14 protein-coding genes and 1 tRNA gene are annotated in these 18,931 nt (G+C 60.6%); 6 read left to right on the forward strand and 9 right to left on the reverse strand.

The genetic code is table 11. From position 1 onward, the window contains the following. Window positions 1-3 precede the first annotated feature (3 nt). From dppC to dppA, 3 genes are all read right to left on the reverse strand, one after another. Window positions 4-921 carry a dipeptide ABC transporter permease DppC gene (dppC, locus tag CYR52_RS00830; protein WP_072927665.1) on the reverse strand — a complete coding sequence of 306 codons (918 nt, stop codon included), beginning with the start codon at window positions 919-921 and terminating at the stop codon, window positions 4-6. A 10-nt stretch (window positions 922-931) separates the two neighbouring features. Beyond that, window positions 932-1,951 carry a dipeptide ABC transporter permease DppB gene (dppB, locus tag CYR52_RS00835; RefSeq protein WP_072927667.1) on the reverse strand — a complete coding sequence of 340 codons (1,020 nt, stop codon included), beginning with the start codon at window positions 1,949-1,951 and terminating at the stop codon, window positions 932-934. 183 nt (window positions 1,952-2,134) lie between these two features. Further along, entirely contained in the window at window positions 2,135-3,742 is a 1,608-nt protein-coding gene (gene dppA / locus CYR52_RS00840; RefSeq protein ID WP_072927669.1) for a dipeptide ABC transporter periplasmic-binding protein DppA, read from the reverse strand. A gap of 884 nt (window positions 3,743-4,626) precedes the next feature. Here dppA and budC point away from each other — a divergent pair. From budC to CYR52_RS00855, 3 genes are all read left to right on the forward strand, one after another. Next, window positions 4,627-5,391: a meso-2,3-butanediol dehydrogenase gene (gene budC, locus CYR52_RS00845; protein ID WP_072927670.1), complete on the forward strand. Its 765-nt coding sequence runs from the start codon at window positions 4,627-4,629 to the stop codon at window positions 5,389-5,391. Window positions 5,392-5,447: 56 nt separating this feature from the next. After that, entirely contained in the window at window positions 5,448-6,986 is a 1,539-nt protein-coding gene (locus CYR52_RS00850; protein ID WP_072927672.1) for an FAD-dependent oxidoreductase, read from the forward strand. A 391-nt stretch (window positions 6,987-7,377) separates the two neighbouring features. Continuing rightward, entirely contained in the window at window positions 7,378-7,527 is a 150-nt protein-coding gene (locus tag CYR52_RS00855) for a Hok/Gef family protein (protein ID WP_072927674.1), read from the forward strand. 183 nt (window positions 7,528-7,710) lie between these two features. Here CYR52_RS00855 and CYR52_RS00860 read toward each other — a convergent pair. The 4 genes from CYR52_RS00860 to CYR52_RS00875 all read right to left on the reverse strand — a co-directional run bounded on the left by CYR52_RS00860 (window position 7,711) and on the right by CYR52_RS00875 (window position 10,867). Beyond that, a tRNA-Pro gene (locus CYR52_RS00860) sits at window positions 7,711-7,787 on the reverse strand. A 95-nt stretch (window positions 7,788-7,882) separates the two neighbouring features. Continuing rightward, window positions 7,883-9,559 carry a kdo(2)-lipid A phosphoethanolamine 7''-transferase gene (eptB, locus tag CYR52_RS00865; protein WP_072927675.1) on the reverse strand — a complete coding sequence of 559 codons (1,677 nt, stop codon included), beginning with the start codon at window positions 9,557-9,559 and terminating at the stop codon, window positions 7,883-7,885. 235 nt (window positions 9,560-9,794) lie between these two features. Next, a complete protein-coding gene (locus tag CYR52_RS00870; protein ID WP_072927677.1) occupies window positions 9,795-10,220 on the reverse strand; it encodes an organic hydroperoxide resistance protein in 426 nt (141 codons plus the stop codon). A gap of 182 nt (window positions 10,221-10,402) precedes the next feature. After that, on the reverse strand, window positions 10,403-10,867 hold the full coding sequence (locus CYR52_RS00875) for a MarR family winged helix-turn-helix transcriptional regulator (RefSeq protein WP_072927679.1): 465 nt from the start codon (window positions 10,865-10,867) through the stop codon (window positions 10,403-10,405). Between the two features lie 256 nt (window positions 10,868-11,123). Here CYR52_RS00875 and CYR52_RS00880 point away from each other — a divergent pair, with 256 nt between their 5' ends. Beyond that, a complete protein-coding gene (locus CYR52_RS00880) occupies window positions 11,124-11,726 on the forward strand; it encodes an HD domain-containing protein (RefSeq protein WP_072927680.1) in 603 nt (200 codons plus the stop codon). Here CYR52_RS00880 and CYR52_RS00885 read toward each other — a convergent pair. Continuing rightward, window positions 11,717-13,123, reverse strand: a complete 1,407-nt coding sequence (locus tag CYR52_RS00885) for an alpha/beta hydrolase (RefSeq protein ID WP_241522371.1) — start codon at window positions 13,121-13,123, stop codon at window positions 11,717-11,719. The two genes, CYR52_RS00880 and CYR52_RS00885, sit on opposite strands and share 10 nt — an antisense overlap. Beyond that, window positions 13,095-13,226: a hypothetical protein gene (locus CYR52_RS22985; protein WP_277621911.1), complete on the reverse strand. Its 132-nt coding sequence runs from the start codon at window positions 13,224-13,226 to the stop codon at window positions 13,095-13,097. Before CYR52_RS22985 ends, CYR52_RS00885 begins: the two co-directional genes overlap by 29 nt. Window positions 13,227-13,417: 191 nt before the next feature. On the opposite strand from CYR52_RS22985, the gene atzF reads away from it, so the two are divergent. Further along, on the forward strand, window positions 13,418-15,259 hold the full coding sequence (gene atzF / locus CYR52_RS00890) for an allophanate hydrolase (RefSeq protein ID WP_101827785.1): 1,842 nt from the start codon (window positions 13,418-13,420) through the stop codon (window positions 15,257-15,259). Window positions 15,260-15,270: 11 nt separating this feature from the next. Further along, a complete protein-coding gene (gene uca / locus CYR52_RS00895; RefSeq protein WP_072927685.1) occupies window positions 15,271-18,903 on the forward strand; it encodes an urea carboxylase in 3,633 nt (1,210 codons plus the stop codon). Window positions 18,904-18,931 lie beyond the last annotated feature (28 nt).

Below are 18,931 nucleotides of genomic sequence, written 5' to 3' on the forward strand. Positions count from 1 at the left end.
CCTCTACTGCTTGAGTTTGGGGTCGAGGGCATCACGCAGGCCATCCCCCATCAGGTTAAATGCCAGTACCGTCAGCAGGATCACCAGGCCGGGGAAGGTCACGACCCACCAGGCGCTCTGGGCGAACTGCAACACATCGGAGAGCATTGTGCCCCACTCAGGCGTCGGGGGCTGCGCGCCCATACCGAGGAAGCCGAGTGCCGCCATATCCAGGATGGCGTTGGAAAAGCCCAATGACGCCTGCACAATCAGCGGTGCCAGGCAGTTGGGCAGGATGTTGACGAACATCTGGCGCATCGCGCCTGCACCCGCCACCCGGGAGGCGGTGACGTAGTCGCGGTTGACTTCCACCAGCACCGCCGCGCGCGTCAGGCGCACATAGTGCGGCAACGCCACAAAGGTCAGCGCCAGCGAGGCGTTGACGATCGACGGGCCGAAAATCGCCACCAGCACCAGCGCCAGCAGCAGGCTCGGCAGCGCCAGCATGATGTCCACCACGCGCATGATGATGATGTCCGTCATGCCGCCGAAGTAGCCGGCCAGCAGGCCGAGCACCACGCCCATCAGCAATGACAGCACCACCACCAGGCAGCCCACCAGCAGCGACAGCCGCGCGCCGTACATCAGGCGTGACAGGATATCGCGACCGACGTCATCGGTGCCGAGCAGGAATTTCCAGCTGCCGCCCTCCTGCCAGACCGGCGGTTTCAGCAGCGCATCGCGGAACTGTTCCGCCGGGGCGTGCGGGGCGAGGAAACCGGCACCAATCGCCAGCACCAGCATGATGATGATGTAGACCAGCCCCACCACCGCCCCTTTGTTACGTTTAAAGTAGTGCCAGAACTCCTGCATCGGGGTCATCGGCACCGGCGCGGTGCTGCGTTGTGACTCTGTGCCGACCGGCTCACTGATTTGAGACATGTGCGCCCCCCTATTTCTTGTGTCGGATACGTGGGTTGACCACGCCGTAGAGCAGATCTACCAGCAGGTTAACCAGAATAATCAGGGTCGCGATCAGCAGCACCCCACCCTGCACCACCGGGTAGTCACGCCGTTGCAGCGCATCGATCAGCCAGCGGCCCAGCCCCGGCCAGGAGAAAATCGTCTCCGTCAGGATGGCGCCTGCCAGCAGCGTGCCGACCTGCAGGCCGATCACCGTGACCACCGGCAGCATGGCGTTGCGCAGGGCGTGGATGATGATCACCCGCATCCGGCTGACGCCCTTGGCGCGCGCGGTGCGGATGTAATCCTCACCCAGCACTTCCAGCATCGAGGAGCGGGTCATACGCACAATCACCGCCAGCGGGATGGTGCCGAGCACAATCGCCGGCAGGATCATGTGCATCACCGCGTCTTTGAAGTCACCCGGCTCGCCCCAGAAGAAGGTGTCGATCAGCATAAAGCCGGTCAGCGGCAGGGTGTCGTCGAGGAACACGGTATCGCTGATGCGCCCGGAAACCGGCGTCAGGTTCAGCTGCACCGAGACCAGCATCACCAGCATGATGCCCCACCAGAAAATCGGCATCGAATAGCCGGTCAGTGAGATGCCCACGGCGGTGTGGTCAAAAATAGAGCCGCGCTTCACCGCAGCCAGCACGCCGACCGGGATGCCCACCACCACCGCAAACAGCATGGCGCAGATGCCCAGCTCCAGCGTGGCGAGGAAACGCGGGATGAACTCATCCCAGACCGGGATGCGGCTTTTCAGCGAGATGCCCAGATCGCCCTGGAGCACGGCACCGATGTAATGGAAGTACTGCTGATACAGGGGCTTGTCCAGCCCCATCTCGGCCATCAATTGCGCGTGGCGCTCGGCGGAGATGCCGCGTTCACCGGCCATAATGGTCACCGGGTCACCGGGGATCAGGTGGACAAACGCGAAGGTCAGCAGGGTAATGCCGATAAACGTTGGGATAACCAGCCCCAAACGCCGGAGTATGAACTGAAACATAACCCGAACTCTCTGTATAAAATGCCCGGAGAACCGTAGCTCGCCGGGCTTATTTAAGGCTCACATCTGAATCGGGCGCAGCGGAAAACCGCGCCCCAACAGCTCACAGTAGTCACATATCGATCCATCGATAAAAGCAGGGACGGCACAGGCCGGGAACCTGTGCCGGATGCCGTGGCGGCATCACTCCATAGAGACGTTTTCGAAGTGGTGTTTGCCCAGCGGGTCAACAACGTAGCCTTTCACCTCTTTGCGCACCGGCTCATAGACGGTGGAGTGGGCGATGATCAGCGCCGGGGCCTGGTCATGCATCACGACCTGCGCCTGTTTGTAGTACTCAATACGCTTGTTGTGGTCGGATTCAGCACGGGCCGGCTGGATCTGGTCTTCAAACGGCTTGTAACACCATTTGGAGTAGTTCGAGCCTTGTTTGGCCGCATCGCAGCTGAACAGGGTGGCGAAGAAGTTGTCCGGGTCCCCGTTGTCGCCGGTCCAGCCCATCATCACCGTCTGGTGCTCGCCCGCTTTGGCGCGCTTGAGGTATTCGCCCCACTCATAGGTCACGATGTTGGCTTTCACGCCGATTTTCGCCCAGTCAGACTGGATCAGCTCCGCCATGCGGCGGGCGTTCGGGTTATACGGGCGCTGCACCGGCATTGCCCAAAGGTCGATGCTGAAGCCGTCCGCCATCCCGGCCTCTTTCAGCAGCGCCTTGGCCTGCTCCGGGTTGTAGTCGTAATCTTTGATGTCGTTGTTGTAGCTCCACATCGTCGGCGGGATCAGGTTTTTGGCGGACTGGCCGGCACCCTGGTAAACCGCGTCGATGATCGCTTTCTTGTTTACCGCCATGCTCAGTGCCTGACGCACTTTCACGTTATCCAGCGGTTTTTTCTCGACGTTGTATGACAGATAACCGACGTTCAGCCCCGGTTGCTGCATCAGGTTGATCGCTTTGTCTTTCTTCATTGACGCGATATCAGCCGGGTTCGGGTACGGCATCACCTGGCATTCGTTTTTCTGCAATTTCGCATAACGCACGGAAGCATCCGGCGTGATGGAGAAGACCAGGCGGTCAATCTGCGGCTTGGTGCCCCAGAAACCATCAAAGGCTTTGTAGAGGATGCGTGAATCTTTCTGGTACTGGAGCAGCTGGAACGGGCCGGTACCGACCGGGTTCAGGTCGATTTTCTCCGGCGTGCCGGCTTTCAGCATGTTGTCCGCATACTCCGCAGACAGGATGGACGCGAAGTCCATCGCCATGTCCGCCAGGAACGGCGACTCCGGGCGGGTCAGCACGAAGCGCACGGTGTGGTCGTCCACTTTTTCAATCTTGCTGATCAGGTCCGGCATCCCCATGCCCTGGAAGTACTCATAGCTGCCGCCGGAGACTTTGTGGTACGGGTTGGCTTCGTCTTTCTGACGGTTGAAGGAGAACAGCACGTCGTCGGCATTGAACTCACGCGTCGGCTTGAAATCCTTGCTGGTCTGCCACTTCACACCTTTACGCAGGTGGAAGGTGTAGGTTTTGCCGTCCGGGCTGATTTCCCACTTCTCAGCCAGGCCGGGCTGAATCTCCGTGGTACCGATTTTGAATTCCACCAGACGGTTGTAGATCGGCACGGAGCTGGCGTCATACGTGGTACCTGAGGTGAACAACTGCGGGTTGAAGCCTTCCGGCGACCCTTCTGAACAGTAGACCAGCGTTTTCGCCTGCACGCCCGCTGCCACAGACAGTGCCAGCAAGCCCATGCCAAACTTCAGTATCCCTGTTTTTCCCAAGGAGATTCTCATTGCGTTACTCCATAGATAGTGATGTGGTGTTGTGTGTTATTTGTACAATCCGGCCTGTAATGTTTTTGTCGGTGGCCGGTTGCGGCTGACGCCGGGAGGCGTCTGAAGGAATACGGTGCGGGTGCCGGTGAAAGCGTTTACCGGCGTGTCCGGGTGCGTGGAATTCACCCGAACTATCCTCTGGTCATACCCCTGAGGCTACCAATTTGGCAACTGTTTGAGGTGACGTCAATATAACCAACGGGCATTTACACAGAGTGTGAGAAACAGCAAACAAACATAAAAAAAACCATTCTCTAACATATTCAGGATTAAATAATGAACAGTGAGAATTAGCAGGCGATTCGTCCCGCTGTAACAGTTTGTCTTCAGAGGTTTCCACCGCTAAAAAACGAAAAAACTTTTTCATCAAATGGCGATAATCTGAGCGGTTATCGCCGGGAAGTGCAGGAAAATCAGCGTAAAATGCTGACCCTTAACCCAAAATGGGGAGCCTTTTTACCATAAGCTGTGCCTATGGCGATGACATCTGCCGCGTAACGAAAAAACGTCTCATTCCGCACTGGTCATTTTTTACCGGACAATATGCTGCCTGGCGGCCCTGCCCTCGGCAGAAGCCGCGGCAATCTTCTTCCCTTCCCTCCCGGCGTTTGCCCATCCACGTTCAGCTCCCTGGCCTCTATTACCCTAAGCTCAATGATCACTCCCAGGTGTGCTGTTAACACTTTTTAAAACTTTAAAAAGGCCGGGAAACAGCAGGTTATCCGGTACGGGAGGGGTTTGGCCGGGGTATTTCCCCGCGGTTTGCTAGGCTTATGACAGACGTAGTGATCACATCAGCAACGTTGCCGGGCATCAGGCCCGGTAACCAGAAAGGAGGCAACATGCAACGATTCAGCAAAAAAGTCGTGGTGGTAACCGGTGCAGGTTCCGGTATCGGCGAATTCACTGCCAAACGCTTCGCCGAAGAAGGCGCGTCTGTGGTGCTGGTAGGCCGCACTGAAGACAAATTGCAGGAAACCTTACAGTCCCTGGCGGGTGGTGACCATCTGGTGCGCCCTACTGATATGGCAGAAGCACAAGACGTTGAGCAACTGGCGGCAGACGTGCTGGCGAAATATGGCCGGGTCGATGTGGTCGTGAATAATGCCGGGGTCGCGGCCCAGGGCAGAGTCCATGAAGGCGATTACGAAAATTGGGAAAAGGCGATCAAGGTTGACCTGTATGGCGTATTCCATAGCTGCCGCTATTTCATGCCGGCGCTGATCAAAAGCCAGGGCAACATTGTTAACGTCTCGTCGGTGTCCGGGCTGGGCGGCGACTGGGGCATGAGTTTCTATAACGCGGCGAAAGGCGGCGTGACCAACTTCACCCGCTCACTGGCGATGGATCACGGTGCCGACAACGTGCGCGTCAACGCGGTCTGCCCCGGCCTTATCATCACGCCGATGGCCGCTGACATCAAAAAGAACGAACCGCTGCTGGACGAGTTCCGCAAGCGTACCCCGCTTGGCCGCCCCGGCGAGCCGGAAGAGGTGGCTGCTGTCATCGCCTTCCTGGCGAGTGACGATGCGCGCTACATCACGGGGGTCAACCTGCCGGTAGACGGCGGTATTACGGCGTCCAACGGCCAGCCGAAACAGGCCTGATCCGGGCCTCTGTAAGACGCCCCTCTTCTTACCACCCTACATAAAAGGAGCATGTCGTGGCCTATCAACAAGTCATCGCTTTATCAGCACTGACCGACAGCCAACCCGAACCGGTTACGCTGGGCGAGCACAAGATCATGGTGGTCCGGCGCGGCGATCGCGTGCACGCCTTCCAGGCAACCTGCCCCCATGCCGGTGCGCCGCTGGCCGAAGGGGCCGTGTGTGACGGTAAGCTGGTGTGCCCGTGGCACAAAGCGGTGTACTCGCTGGATGACGGCATGCTGCTCGAGCCGCCCGCTCTGGAAGGGCTGACCCGCTATGCAGTGAAAACAGAAGCCGGTGCGGTATGGGTCGACCCGGACATCGCCCTGCCGCCGGCCAGCCCGGACGCGCCGGATGACAAAGGCACGCTGGTGATCCTCGGTGCCGGGGCGGCCGGCAGCGCGGCGCTGAGTGCGCTGCATGAACGCGGCTACCGCGGCCGGATCATCACCATTGATGCCGAAAAACAGGCGGGTTATGACCGCACGGCACTGAGCAAATTCGTGCCGATGGGCAATATGGCGGTGGAAGAGGTACCGGGGCTGCTGGACGATGGCGTCACCGGTGAGGCCAATGTGGAGCGCATTACCGCACGGGTGGCGCAGCTCGACAGCCCGGCGCGCACGCTGGTGCTGGAAGACCAGCGCCGCATCACCTTTGACTCCCTGCTGATTGCCAGCGGCGGGCGGCCCCAGGTGCCGGATCTGCCGGGCGTACACCTCAGCGGCATCCATGTGCTGCGTAATCTCCAGCATGAGAAAACCTTGCTGCATGCGGTGGACACCCTGAAAAAGCTGGTGATCGTCGGCAGCAATTTCATCGGCATGGAAATGGCCGCTGCCCTGCGCAAACGCGGCATTGAGGTGACGGTGATTGCGCCGCATCCGCTGCCGTTCGAAGCACAGTTCGGCCCGCGCATTGCGCACTATTTCCGTGAGCTGCATGAGTCACACGGGGTGACGTTTGTGGATGGCGAAGCCGCCGGATTCCGTGGTGATCGCCGGGTCACGGCGGTGCAACTGAAAGATGGGCGGGAAATTCCTACTGATTTGGTGCTGCTGGCGACCGGCATTGAGCCGGTGACCTCTTTTATCCATGACTTGCCGCTGTGTGAAGACGGCAGCCTGCGGGTAAATCAGGCGATGCAGGCGGCGGAAAACATCTATGCAGTCGGGGACATCGCCACCTTCCCTTATGAGGGCAACCCGATCCGCATTGAACACTGGCGGGTTGCGCAGCAGCAAGGGCGCGTCGCGGCGATAAACATGCTGGGCGGGGACGAGGTCTTCGACCGCATCCCGTTCTTCTGGACACAGCATTACGGCACCCGGTTCGACTACCTTGGCCACCCGCAACGCTGGGATCAGATCGATCTGATCGGATCGCTGGAGGGGCAGGACTTTGTGGCGCTGTATGGCCTGAAAGAGCAACTGGTCGCCGTGGTGGCAACCGGCCGGGAACGCACCACCGGCAGGTTGATGATGGAAATGCAAAAGCATGAGCTGAGCATGGCCCATGCCCGGCGGGTGGTGCATGAAACTGCCCAGGCGTAATGGGCATCTGTTTCCCAGGCCGCCTGCAGGCGGCCTTTTTTATTTCCTTCCCGCGCCCGCCATTATAAAAAAATAACGTTGTTTCCCATCAAAAAATAAATGACGCAATCCTGTTACGGGTTTTACGTGATTTATTTAATTGCCTTCAAACTATTTTCTCAGCAACGAATTGCTTTTATTCATGCGACAAAAAAATATCAATGATTAAAAGGAGATAGCATAAGGAAATAAGGCGTACACTGCGCGGCGGGTGCTTAAGGCTGTCTGGCTTAAGCATCGGTCAGGCAGAGAAAAGCCCCACGAGGTTTATACCAACGTGGGGCTAACACTCACACCTCAACAATGTGGATGTTAGCCTCTTAACCGCCGCAAGGCAATGGAGGGAACTGATATGCTGCATAAGTTTAATACAGGGGTTTTCATGGTGTGCTTCACCATCCTGGTTTTTACCTGGCTGGTGCGTGATTCGCTTTGTGAATTACAGGTCACCATGGGAAACACCACGCTTGCAGCGGTATTAGCCTACGAAGTTAAACGTTAAGAGCAACGGCGGGGCGGCAGATTGCCCCGCTGATTGAGCATTGTCAGGCCGGGCCTTCGGCACCCGTTTTTACCCGCAGTGGCCACACGGCGGGTATCGCGGTAAATTGCAGGCAATAAAAAACCCGCTAACCAGAGGTTGCGGGTTTTTTATTTCACGGGTCGGGAACCGTGATGCAGAATTTGGTCGGTGAGAGAGGATTCGAACCTCCGACCCCTTCGTCCCGAACGAAGTGCGCTACCAGGCTGCGCCACTCACCGAGAGTGCGGGCGCATCTTACTGCCGCTGCGCCTTTATCGTCAATCCCTTTTTTCTGTCCTTTTCATCAACTGTTTATTAATTCATCAGCCCGGCATTACGCCTTACCGGGCAAGTGACACCAGTTGTTTTTCGGGTTGATGCCGCCGTCCGGTGAGGTGAAGCCCAGGCAACCCAGAATCGAGTCATACAGCTCCGTATGGCGATGGGTTTCGCCTATCCGCTGCTGTGCCTGCAACTGCTCGAAGGCGCTGCGGTGCTCCGGCTGGGAGAGGAATTTGTCCGACGCCCAGACCATCAGCGGCACGCGGAACTGCTCCGGCGGGGCCATTTCACGCGGTGTGCCGTGGAAGTGATAGTTATCATCAATCGACTCACCGTGGTCAGCGGCATAGAACACCAGCGCTTTTTTGTCGCGCACCTGATCGATGACGTTATCAATAAAGCTGTCGGTATAGAGCACGCTGTTATCAAACGCGTTAATCAGCTGCTGCTTGCTGCAGGACTGGTCCACGCCCATGCACTCCGGGGTGTAACGCGCATACTCACGCGGGTAACGCTGGGAGTAGAGGTAGTGCGAGCCTTTGGTGTGCAGCACTATCAGGTGCTTGCCGGTCGGGTAGCGCTTCAGCGATTCATGCATCTCGTTCACCAGCAGCATGTCGTCGACCGGTTTACCATCATTGCGTTTTTCAGACGCGATCAGCTCACGGAATGAGAAGTTATTCGGGTTGGTGTTGTTGTAGAACCACACCTCGCTCTGCATGGCGAACAGCTCCGAGGTGAAGCCGAGCGATCGCAGCACGGCAAACACATTCTGTTCTTTCAGCGTGCGTTGCGGGTTATCTTCCACCCCGCCCTCACGCACAAACATGCAGCGCAGAGAGAGCTTGGTGGCGGTATCGCACGAGGTGCCTTTAAAGGCCACCAGGTTCTTCTCTTTGGAGAGGCGCGGCGTGGTGTCGCGGTTATAGCCGAGCATCCCCATGTGGTCCCAGCGGGTGGTTTCACCAATGATAAACACCACATAGGTATCGTCGATACCGGCCGGGGGAATGTAGGTGAACTTTTTGGCCGGGTCAGCCAGGTCTTCCGCATCCTGGCTTTCGTCATACTGGGTGTAGGCAAACAGGCCAAGCGCGGCCAGCCAGTTAGACGGCAGGTAGGAGTGCGCCACCACGCCGCCATAGCTCGGCATGTCGATATTGGTGACTTTCTCGTTAGCGGACTGTTCGAGGTCCAGCAGGCGCAACGGCAGCCACACCAGCAACCCGACACCCAGCAGCACGGCCAGCGGTTTGATGCGGTGCCCCGGTGTTTTGATCTGCTCAATCAGGGTAAAGCTGAGGTTATTTTTCCAGATCAGCAGCAGCGGCAAGGCGCTGACTGTCGCCATCCACAGCACAAAGTGGAAGCCAATCACCTCTTTTGACAGATCCACATCCGTGGTCATTACCGACACAATAATGCCGTAGCCAATCACCACGTTGAAAAAGGTCATGTAGTAGCTGGCCGCCACTGACACCAGCACCAGCAACGAGGCAATCAGGCGGTAAAACAGCTTGCCGCCGAGCGACACCATACGCATCACAAAGAAAGTAAACAGTACGATGGCGATGACTTCCGTCACGGCGGAGATCAATTGTAAGGTATGCACACCCTGGGTGAATGTGTCAAAACGACGGTAAAAAACGGAAAAATTAAGAAAAATGCCGATATAAATCGCTAACAAGAGAGAAAGATTTTGTTGCGATAGAGTTTTAACTCTATTCATGTACTGTCTGAACCCCGGTCCGATAACGCAATCTGAATCAATCAGACATTATTGATCAAATCGGGTTCATTTAGCTGCTGAATAAATGCTTAATGTCTCACCAAAACAAGAAAATTCTGAGCGAAAAGCCGCGAAAATGCCGGAAAAGGAGTTGAAAACAGTTGGTTGATAAAAAAAGAGGGGTAACCCCTCTTTTTTATGCAGAAATTCGCTGTTTTTATTTTCGAAATCAGCCTTATTTGATGTTCAGCGTCACATCAATATTGCCGCGGGTGGCATTGGAATAAGGGCACACCACGTGCGCTTTCTTCACCAGATCTTCTGCTACGCTGCGCTCAACGCCCGGCAGGCTGATGTCCAGTTGTACTTCAATCGCAAAGCCGGTCGGCACCGGGCCGATACCCACCGTGCCTTCAATCTGCGCCTCGGCCGGGATTTTCACTTTTTCTTGTGACGCCACATATTTCAGCGCACCCAGGAAGCAGGCCGAGTAACCGGCGGCAAACAGCTGCTCCGGGTTGGTGGCTTCACCGCCTGCACCGCCCATCTCTTTCGGCACGCCCAGTTTCACATCCAGCACGCCATCTGACGAGGTGGCACGGCCGTCACGGCCGCCGGTAGCTTTAGCATGGGCCTGGTAGACAACTTTTTCGATAGACATACACATTTCCTTCTTCAGGTAGGAACAGAACCGGCCGGGGCCGGGCGATGGTGCAAATATTCACGATTAAATCGTGTGCGATTCAAATAGCACTGACAAGCTAAGTATAGAACAGCGCGCCGCGATGTCGCGGTTTTTACATCCCGCCCGGCGCTAAAGCGCGTTGCCGGACGGGCAGCGGTTCAGCCTTTTTTCAACAGGTTGCTGCGCAACAACTCCAGTTGCTGCTTAATGCCGTTCAACTGCTCAGTGCTGCACGCGGCAGCGCAGGCCACCGCTTCCGGCACCGACTGTGCCTGCGCGCGCAAGCCACGCCCGGCGTCGGTCAGGGTAATCATCACCTGGCGCTCATCCGCGGCGGCACGGCGGCGCGAGAGCAGCCCGGCACTCTCCAGCCGTTTCAACAGCGGCGTGAGGGTGGCGGAGTCCAGGAACAGCCGTTCGCCAATCTCAGAGACCGTGACGCCATCGCGCTCCCACAGCACCAGCATCACCAGATATTGCGGGTAAGTGAGGCCAAGTTGCGCCAGCAACGTGCGATACACTTTGTGCAACGCCAGGTTGGCGGAATAGAGCGCGAAACACATCTGCTGGTCGAGGTGCATCAGCGGCAGATCGGGCAATGCATCATCTGTTTTCTTGTTCATAGTGCCAATATAGATAGTGTGCGATATAATAGCAAGCATTCATGACGCAGATTTGTACGCGCCACTCAGCCTGCTCTGAAAAAGCGGGCTGCCGGCAGCGTAATCCGGTAAACCACGCTATCTTGAAAGAAGTCACAAAGCGTATGAGCCGCCTTCTTCTGCGTGAACCTGTCTTCTTTTACGTAAATGATAGAGAGGCGTGCATGTTTCTTGCCTGCTGATGCAGGCCGCGCCACAGGGATAAAGGGAGAAATTCATGACGACTTTAGTTGAACGCGCCCGTTTATTTGCCGGCAAAGCCCACGCCGGGATTAACCAACGACGCAAGTATACGGACGATCCTTACATTGTGCATCCGCGCGCCGTCGCGGAGATCGTCAGCCGGGTACCGCACAGCGAAGCCATGCTGGCCGCCGCCTGGCTGCATGACACGGTGGAAGACACCCCGACCACCCTTCAGGACATTGAGCGTGAATTCGGGCCGGAGGTGGCCACACTGGTCGGGATGCTGACCAACGCCAGCCAGCCCGACGAAGGTGACCGCATCCAGCGGAAAAACCTCGACCGCCGCCATACTGCGCAGGCCAGCCCGCAGGCCAAAACCATCAAACTGGCCGATCTGATCGACAACCTCGATGAAATCCTGAAATGTGATGCCGAGTTTGCCAAAACTTACCTGATCGAGAAACGGCTACAGCTTGAGGTGCTGAAAGAGGGCAACAAAACCTTGTGGAAGCGCGCCCGGAAGATCATCGATCAGGCGCTCGACAGCCTGCACCAGCCGCCGTACAACGTCCCAGCCCAATGGTTCCGGGACACCGAACGCGCCTACCTGAACGCCGATCGCCCTCACTCCTGAGTGATGCCCTGATCAATCCGCGCCAGCAGATAGGGGTAAAACGGGTTTGACGCGATGCGCATCAGCGCATCCATACTCTCCACCAGCGCCCCGCGCTCGCCGCGCGATGCCAGCGTCCCGAAACTGATGCCGAACTGGCGCGGTGCCGTGGGCGTGCGGCCATAGAGCGAGTCATCCGGCGGGAACGGCAGCGCCACATGGGACAGCGAATAGATCTCCGGCGGGTAAGGGATGCCCAGCACCTGCTGTTGCGGCACCCGCTGCCCGGCACTGAGCGTGGCGGCGACGGCGGACTCCCCGGCATTGGCCGTCTCCTGCGGGCCATTGCTGATGATGGTGGTGGTGTAACGGCGCGGCGGCGGGGGCAACAGCGTATCGATCGCGGTATCTGCATCCGGCCGCAGCAGCGGGCCGAAATCCGCCCGGCGGTTGATGTCAAACAGCACCAGTTCACTGCCGTTGGCCGGTAACCGGTTATAGAGGGCATCCACCACAGCGCGGGTGCTGACGGTGGAATCCAGCACCGACTGGAACGTCAGCACCGGCGGCAACTGTGCGAGTTGCCCGCTGCGTTGCGCCGCCGCAATCTGCTGTTGCAGCGCCTGGGTCAGTTGCCAGGACTGGCGCGCGCCGTTAACCGGGAACGAGTTATATTTGAACGGGTTAAACTCCGGCAGAATGCTGAGCCAGGCGGCCTTGGCAAACGGCGGGAACACGGCGGGCCAACCGGCGATCCCGGCAAAGCGGGCGAAGGCGGTCACTCCTATCATCGGTGAAATCAGGATCACCCTCTGCGGGCGCGGCAGTGCCCGATCCTGCAAGGCATCCAGCGTATATTTCATCGCCAGCGCTCCGCCGTTGGAAAAACCCACCAGTTGCAGCGGCGCATCCGGCCCCGCTTTTGCCCGTGCCTCACGCACCGCCAGCCGGGTGGCGGCCAGCCAGTCTTCCCAGCTGACGCGGGACAGCGCGCCCGGCACCGTGCCGTGCGCCGGCAACCGGATCCCCACCACCAGCCAGCCCTGCTCCCGGTAGTGCGCCGCCAGGTGGCGCAAACTGTAGGGGGAATCGGTCAGCCCGTGCAGCATCACCACCGCGCCGCGCGGCCGGCCCGGCGGCACCAGCTCATAAGAGCGGTTCCAGTCCTGGCGGAAATGCTCCGGGTAGATCGGGCTGCCCTCAAAATAGCGGTTGAGCGGCACGCGTTCACTGCTGTCGAGTTTCTGCGTCACATTTCGGTAGACGTCATCAAATGCCCGCTGCTCGGCTTTCAGGTAGCCGGCCCAATCGGTGTGATCCAGCGCATCCGCCTCCAGCTCCGGCGGCGCTTCTGTGTGCCACGGCTCCAGTGCCGGGCCACGCTGGGTGTCATATACCCGCACCGTAAACAGCGTCACCGCCGCGACCGCCACCAAAATTGTCAGGCGTTTTACCCTCTTCCTGAATGCCCGAAACCGCATGCCCTTCCACCGTTGCTGAGTCAATGATGGTGATCATCATAGCCCGCCCAGCGTGAATCCGGCACTTTGTTGGTGTGCGCCTTCAGCGCGCAAAAAATGTTCAGCGCTGGTGCACCGCGTCCCGCCCTTTTGCCTACCCTCAAAAATATCCGCTTTATAACAAACAGTTACATTGTGGCACGCGCTTTGCTCTGGTGAATTCAAACTTGTGTACAGGGTGGAATTCAGCAGATGCAACCGACTCCTTATAACGGCTTTACCCTTGATGAATGGCAACAGCACTATCGCGAGCACTACCGCGCCGCGCCGGAAACGCTTTTCACCACATTACATGAGGTGCTCACCGGGCTGGACGCGCAGGACAACGCCTGGATTTACCGCGCCACGGTGGAACAGCTTAACGCGCAGACCGAAGCTTTATTGCAACGCCTGGAAGCACAGGGCGGCGATCTGGCGGCCTTCCCGCTGTTCGGCGTGCCGTTTGCCGTCAAAGACAACATCGACGTCGGCGGCTGGCCCACCAGCGCCGCCTGCCCGGCGTTCACCTATCAGGCAGAGCGTGACGCCGCGGTGGTGGCGAACCTGCGCGCCAAAGGGGCCATTGTGCTCGGCAAAACCAACCTCGACCAGTTCGCCACCGGCCTGGTCGGCACCCGCTCGCCGTTCGGCGCAGTCCGTAACAGCTTTAACCCGGCCTACGTCAGCGGCGGCTCCAGCGCCGGTTCGGCCTCCGTGGTGGCGCGCGGGCTGGTGGCTTTTGCCCTCGGCACGGACACCGCCGGTTCCGGCCGCGTCCCGGCCGGGTTTAACAATATTGTCGGGCTGAAACCCACCAAAGGCTGGCTCTCCAACCGGGGCGTGGTGCCCGCCTGCCGGCTGAATGACTGCGTCTCGGTGTTCGCCCTGACAGTCACGGATGCGCTGACGGTCGCGGAGGCCGCAGGCGGTTATGACGCGGCCGATGCCTATTCACGCCGCAACCCACACACTGCCCCGGCGATGATGCCCGCCGCCCCGCGCTTTGCGGTGCCGGACAGCCTGGCGTTCTTCGGCGATACGCAGAACCAGCAGGCGTTCGCCGCCGCGCTGGCGCAGCTGAAAGCCTGCGGCGTGACGCTGGAAACCGTCGATTTCAGCCCGTTCCGTGCGTTGGCTGAGCAGCTTTATCAGGGGCCGTGGGTCGCCGAACGTACCGTGGCCGTGGGCGCGTTGCTGGATGAGCAGCCGGAGGCGATGGATCCGGTGGTGCGCGGCATTATTGCCGGCGGCAAAAATTACAGCGCCTGTGATGCCTGGCGCGCTGAATACCTGCGGGCGGAGCTGGCCCGTGAGATCAATGATGCGCTGGCCCCCTTTGATGCGCTGGTGGTGCCGACCTCGCCCACCCTCCGCACACTCGACGAAATGGCACAGGAGCCGGTGCGCTTCAATTCCCAGTTCGGCACCTATACCAACTTCACCAACCTGGCTGACCTCAGCGCGCTGGCCCTGCCCGCCTCCCTGCGTGAAGACGGCCTGCCCGCCGGGATCACGCTGATCGCCCCTGCCTGGCATGACGCCGCGCTGGCGCACTTCGGCCGGCGCTGGCAACAAAGCCTGACCCTGCCGCTGGGGGCCACCGGCCGGCCGCTGCCGCCCGCTTATCTCACCCCGCCATTGCCGCCCACCGACGGCGTGGTGCAGGTGGCGGTGGTGGGCGCACACCTTACCGGGATGCCGCTCAACCACCAGCTGACCACCCGCCGCGCGGTGTTACTGGCGCAGACCACCACCGCCGCCCATTACCGCCTGTTCGCCCTGCCCGGCACCCAGCCGCCCAAACCCGGCCTGGTCCGCGATGAGGGCGGCAGCGCCATCACGGTCGAGCTGTGGGCGATGCCGCTGGCGCGCTTCGGCGAGTTTGTGGCGGAAATTCCTGCGCCGCTCGGCATCGGCACGCTGGAACTGGCGGACGGCCGCCGGGTAAAAGGGTTTATCTGCGAGCTTGCGGCGCTGAACGGCGCGCAGGAGATCACCTCCTTTGGCGGCTGGCGCAATTACCTCAGCAGCCTCTCTCCCTCCACCGCGTCCTGAGGAACTGCGCCATGTTCACCACTGTTTTGATCGCTAACCGCGGCGAAATCGCCTGCCGGGCCATCCGCACCCTGAAAAAACGCGGCATCACCAGCGTGGCGGTGTATGCCGACCCGGATCGCAATGCACCGCACGTCAGCGAGGCGGAGATCGCCGTCGCACTCGGCGGTGAGAAACCCGCCGACAGTTATCTCGACATCGGCAAAATCCTCGCGGCGGCGAAACAAAGCGGCGCGCAGGCCATTTTCCCCGGCTACGGGTTTTTATCCGAGAGCGCAGAGTTTGCTGACGCCTGCGAAGCCGCCGGGCTGGCCTTTATCGGCCCGACCGCCCGGCAGATCCGCGAATTTGGCCTGAAGCACCGCGCACGGGAGCTGGCTGCCGCCGCCGGGGTGCCGATGACGCCCGGCACCGGCTTGTTGCCGGATCTCGGTGCGGCACTGGCGGCGGCGGAACAGATTGGCTACCCGGTCATGCTGAAAAGCACCGCGGGCGGCGGCGGCATTGGCTTAACCCGCTGTGATGACGCAGACGCGCTGCGGAACGCCTGGGAGAGTGTGCGGCGGCTCGGCGGGCAGTTTTTCCGTGATGACGGCGTCTTCCTGGAGCGCTTTATCGACCGGGCGCGCCACATTGAGGTGCAGATTTTTGGTGATGGCAGCGGCCGCGTGGTGGCACTGGGCGAACGTGACTGCTCACTGCAACGCCGCAACCAGAAAGTGATTGAGGAAACGCCCGCGCCGCACCTGCCGGAAGCAACCCGCACCGCGCTGCACCGGGCTGCCGTGGCGCTGGGCGAATCGGTCAACTACCGCAGCGCCGGGACGGTGGAGTTCATCTACGACGCCGCGCAGGAGGCGTTCTATTTCCTGGAAGTGAATACCCGGCTCCAGGTCGAGCACCCGGTCACGGAGCTGGTCACCGGCCTCGACCTGATCGACTGTATGTTGCAGGTGGCGGCAGGTGACGCGCCGGACTGGCTGCATCTGGCGCGGGCGCCGCACGGGGCGGCGATAGAGGTGCGCTTATATGCAGAAGATCCGCTGCGCAATTTCCAGCCCAGCCCCGGCGTGCTGACCGATGTGCACTTCCCGGAAGGTGTGCGGGTGGATGGCTGGGTCTCGACCGGCAGCGAGGTGTCGGCATTCTACGACCCGATGATCGCCAAGCTGATTGTGTATGGTGAGCACCGCACGCAGGCGCTGGAAAAACTCACGGCGGCACTCAACGCCACCCGGCTGCACGGCATCGCTACCAACCTCGATTATTTGCGCCAGATCGTCGCCACCGACGCCTTCCGCCACGGTGACGTCTGGACGCGGATGCTCGACAGCTTCACCTACCGCCCGCAGGCGATTGAGGTGCTGCAACCCGGCACCTACAGCAGCGTGCAGGATTTCCCCGGCCGCCTGGGCTACTGGGATATCGGCGTGCCGCCGTCCGGGCCGATGGATGATTTCGCCTTCCGGCTGGCGAACCGGATTGTCGGCAACCACCCGGACGCCGCCGGGCTGGAGTTTACCCTCCAGGGGCCGACGCTGCGCTTTCATGCGGATGCCCTGATCGCCCTGACCGGGGCCGACTGCCCGGCCGACCTTGACGGCACACCGGTGCGCTATGCCGAACCGGTGGCGGTCAGCGCCGGGCAGACACTGACGCTCGGCCGTGCGCGCCACGGCTGCCGCACCTATCTGGCGGTGCGCAACGGGCTGGACGTACCGGTCTATCTCGGCAGCCGCGCGACCTTTGCCCTTGGTGAGTTTGGCGGCCACGCCGGGCGCACGCTGCGGGTGGCGGATCTGCTCCCGATCTCCCAGCCACACCTGCCCGCCTGCACCACCCCGGCACCCACTGACGCGCCGCAGGCCGCCGATACCGCACTGCTGCCGCACTACGGCAGCCTGTGGCACATCGGCGTGCTGTACGGGCCGCACGGCGCGCCGGATTTCTTCACGCCGGAATCAATCGCGGACTTTTTCGCGGCCGAGTGGCAGGTGCATTACAACTCCAACCGGCTGGGCGTGCGCCTGACCGGGCCGAAACCCACGTGGGCGCGGCAGGATGGCGGCGAGGCCGGGCTGCACCCTTCCAACGTGCATGACTGCGAATACGCCATCGGCGCGATCAACTTTACCGGCGATTTCCCGGTGATCCTCACCCGTGACGGGCCAAGCCTCGGCGGCTTCGTCTGCCCGGTGACCATTGCCAACGCCGAGCTGTGGAAAGTCGGGCAGGTGAAACCGGGCGACCGCCTGCGCTTCCACCCGATAAGCATTGAGCAGGCACAGGCGCTGGAACAGGCGCAGGCGGGCACCCTTGCCGCCCTCAGCCCGGTTGAGGCACTGGCGCTGCCGGTGCCGTCGCTGCTGCCGGGAACCACGCCGTCGGCGGCGATTCTGGCCACGCTGCCCGCCACGGTAGAACGCCCGTCCGTGGTCTACCGGCAGGCGGGTGACAGCTACATTTTGCTGGAATATGGCGACAACGTGCTCGATCTGGCGCTGCGGCTGCGCCTTTACCTGCTGATGCAGGCGATCCGCGAAGCGGCGGTGGCGGGCATTGCCGAACTCGCCCCCGGCGTGCGCTCGCTGCAAATCCGTTATGACAACCGCACCCTCAGCCAGTCGGCGCTGCTCCAGCTCTTGCTGACGCTGGAAAACCAGTTGGGCGACGTCAGCACGCTGAAAGTGCCGACGCGCATCGTGCATTTGCCGATGGCATTTGAAGATTCCGCCACGCTGGGCGCGGTGGAACGCTACCGCGAAACCGTGCGGGAACAGGCACCGTGGCTGCCGAACAACGTCGATTTCATCCAGCGCATCAACGGGCTGGCGAGCCGCGAGGACGTGCGCGACATCATTTTCAGCGCCAGTTACCTGATCCTCGGGCTGGGTGACGTCTACCTCGGCGCGCCCTGCGCCGTGCCGCTCGACCCGCGCCACCGGCTGCTCAGCTCCAAATATAACCCGGCGCGCACCTACACCGCCGAAGGCACCGTGGGCATCGGCGGAATGTACATGTGCATCTACGGCATGGATTCGCCGGGCGGTTATCAGCTGGTGGGCCGCACGCTGCCGATCTGGAACAAATTCCTCAAAAATCCGCAATTCGCGCCCGGCGAGCCGTGGCTGCTGCACTTCTTTGATCAGGTGCGCTTCTACCCGGTCAGCGAGGCAGAACTGGACACCTTCCGCGAGGCGTTCCGCGAAGGGCGCGCCGGGGTGAAGATTGAGCCGGGTGAGTTTGATTTCGCTGAATACACCCGCTTTTTGGCGGAGAACGCCGACGATATCGACGCATTCCGCACCCGGCAGCACACCGCCTTTACCACCGAAGTGGCGCACTGGCAGGCCCAGGAGAGCGCCGCCGTGGCCGATGCCGCCAACCGCCCGCAACCGGTGGAGGAGCAGGAAGGCGAAGGGCAGCTGGTCAGTGCCGATCTCAACGGCAACGTCTGGAAAATCCTGGTGGCGCCGGGCGACGTGGTGCGCGAAGGGCAACCGCTGATTGTGGTCGAGGCGATGAAAATGGAGCTGTCAGTCTACGCGCCCTGCGCCGGGACAGTGACGCAGATCCGCTGCCGCCCCGGCCGGCCGGTTGGCCCCGGCGATGCCCTTTTGTGGCTGGATACGGCGGCCTCATAACGGAGACGGGCCGGGCAGACCGGCCCCT

The sequence above is a fragment of the Chimaeribacter arupi genome, assembly GCF_002858805.1.
Lineage (GTDB): Bacteria > Pseudomonadota > Gammaproteobacteria > Enterobacterales > Enterobacteriaceae > Chimaeribacter > Chimaeribacter arupi.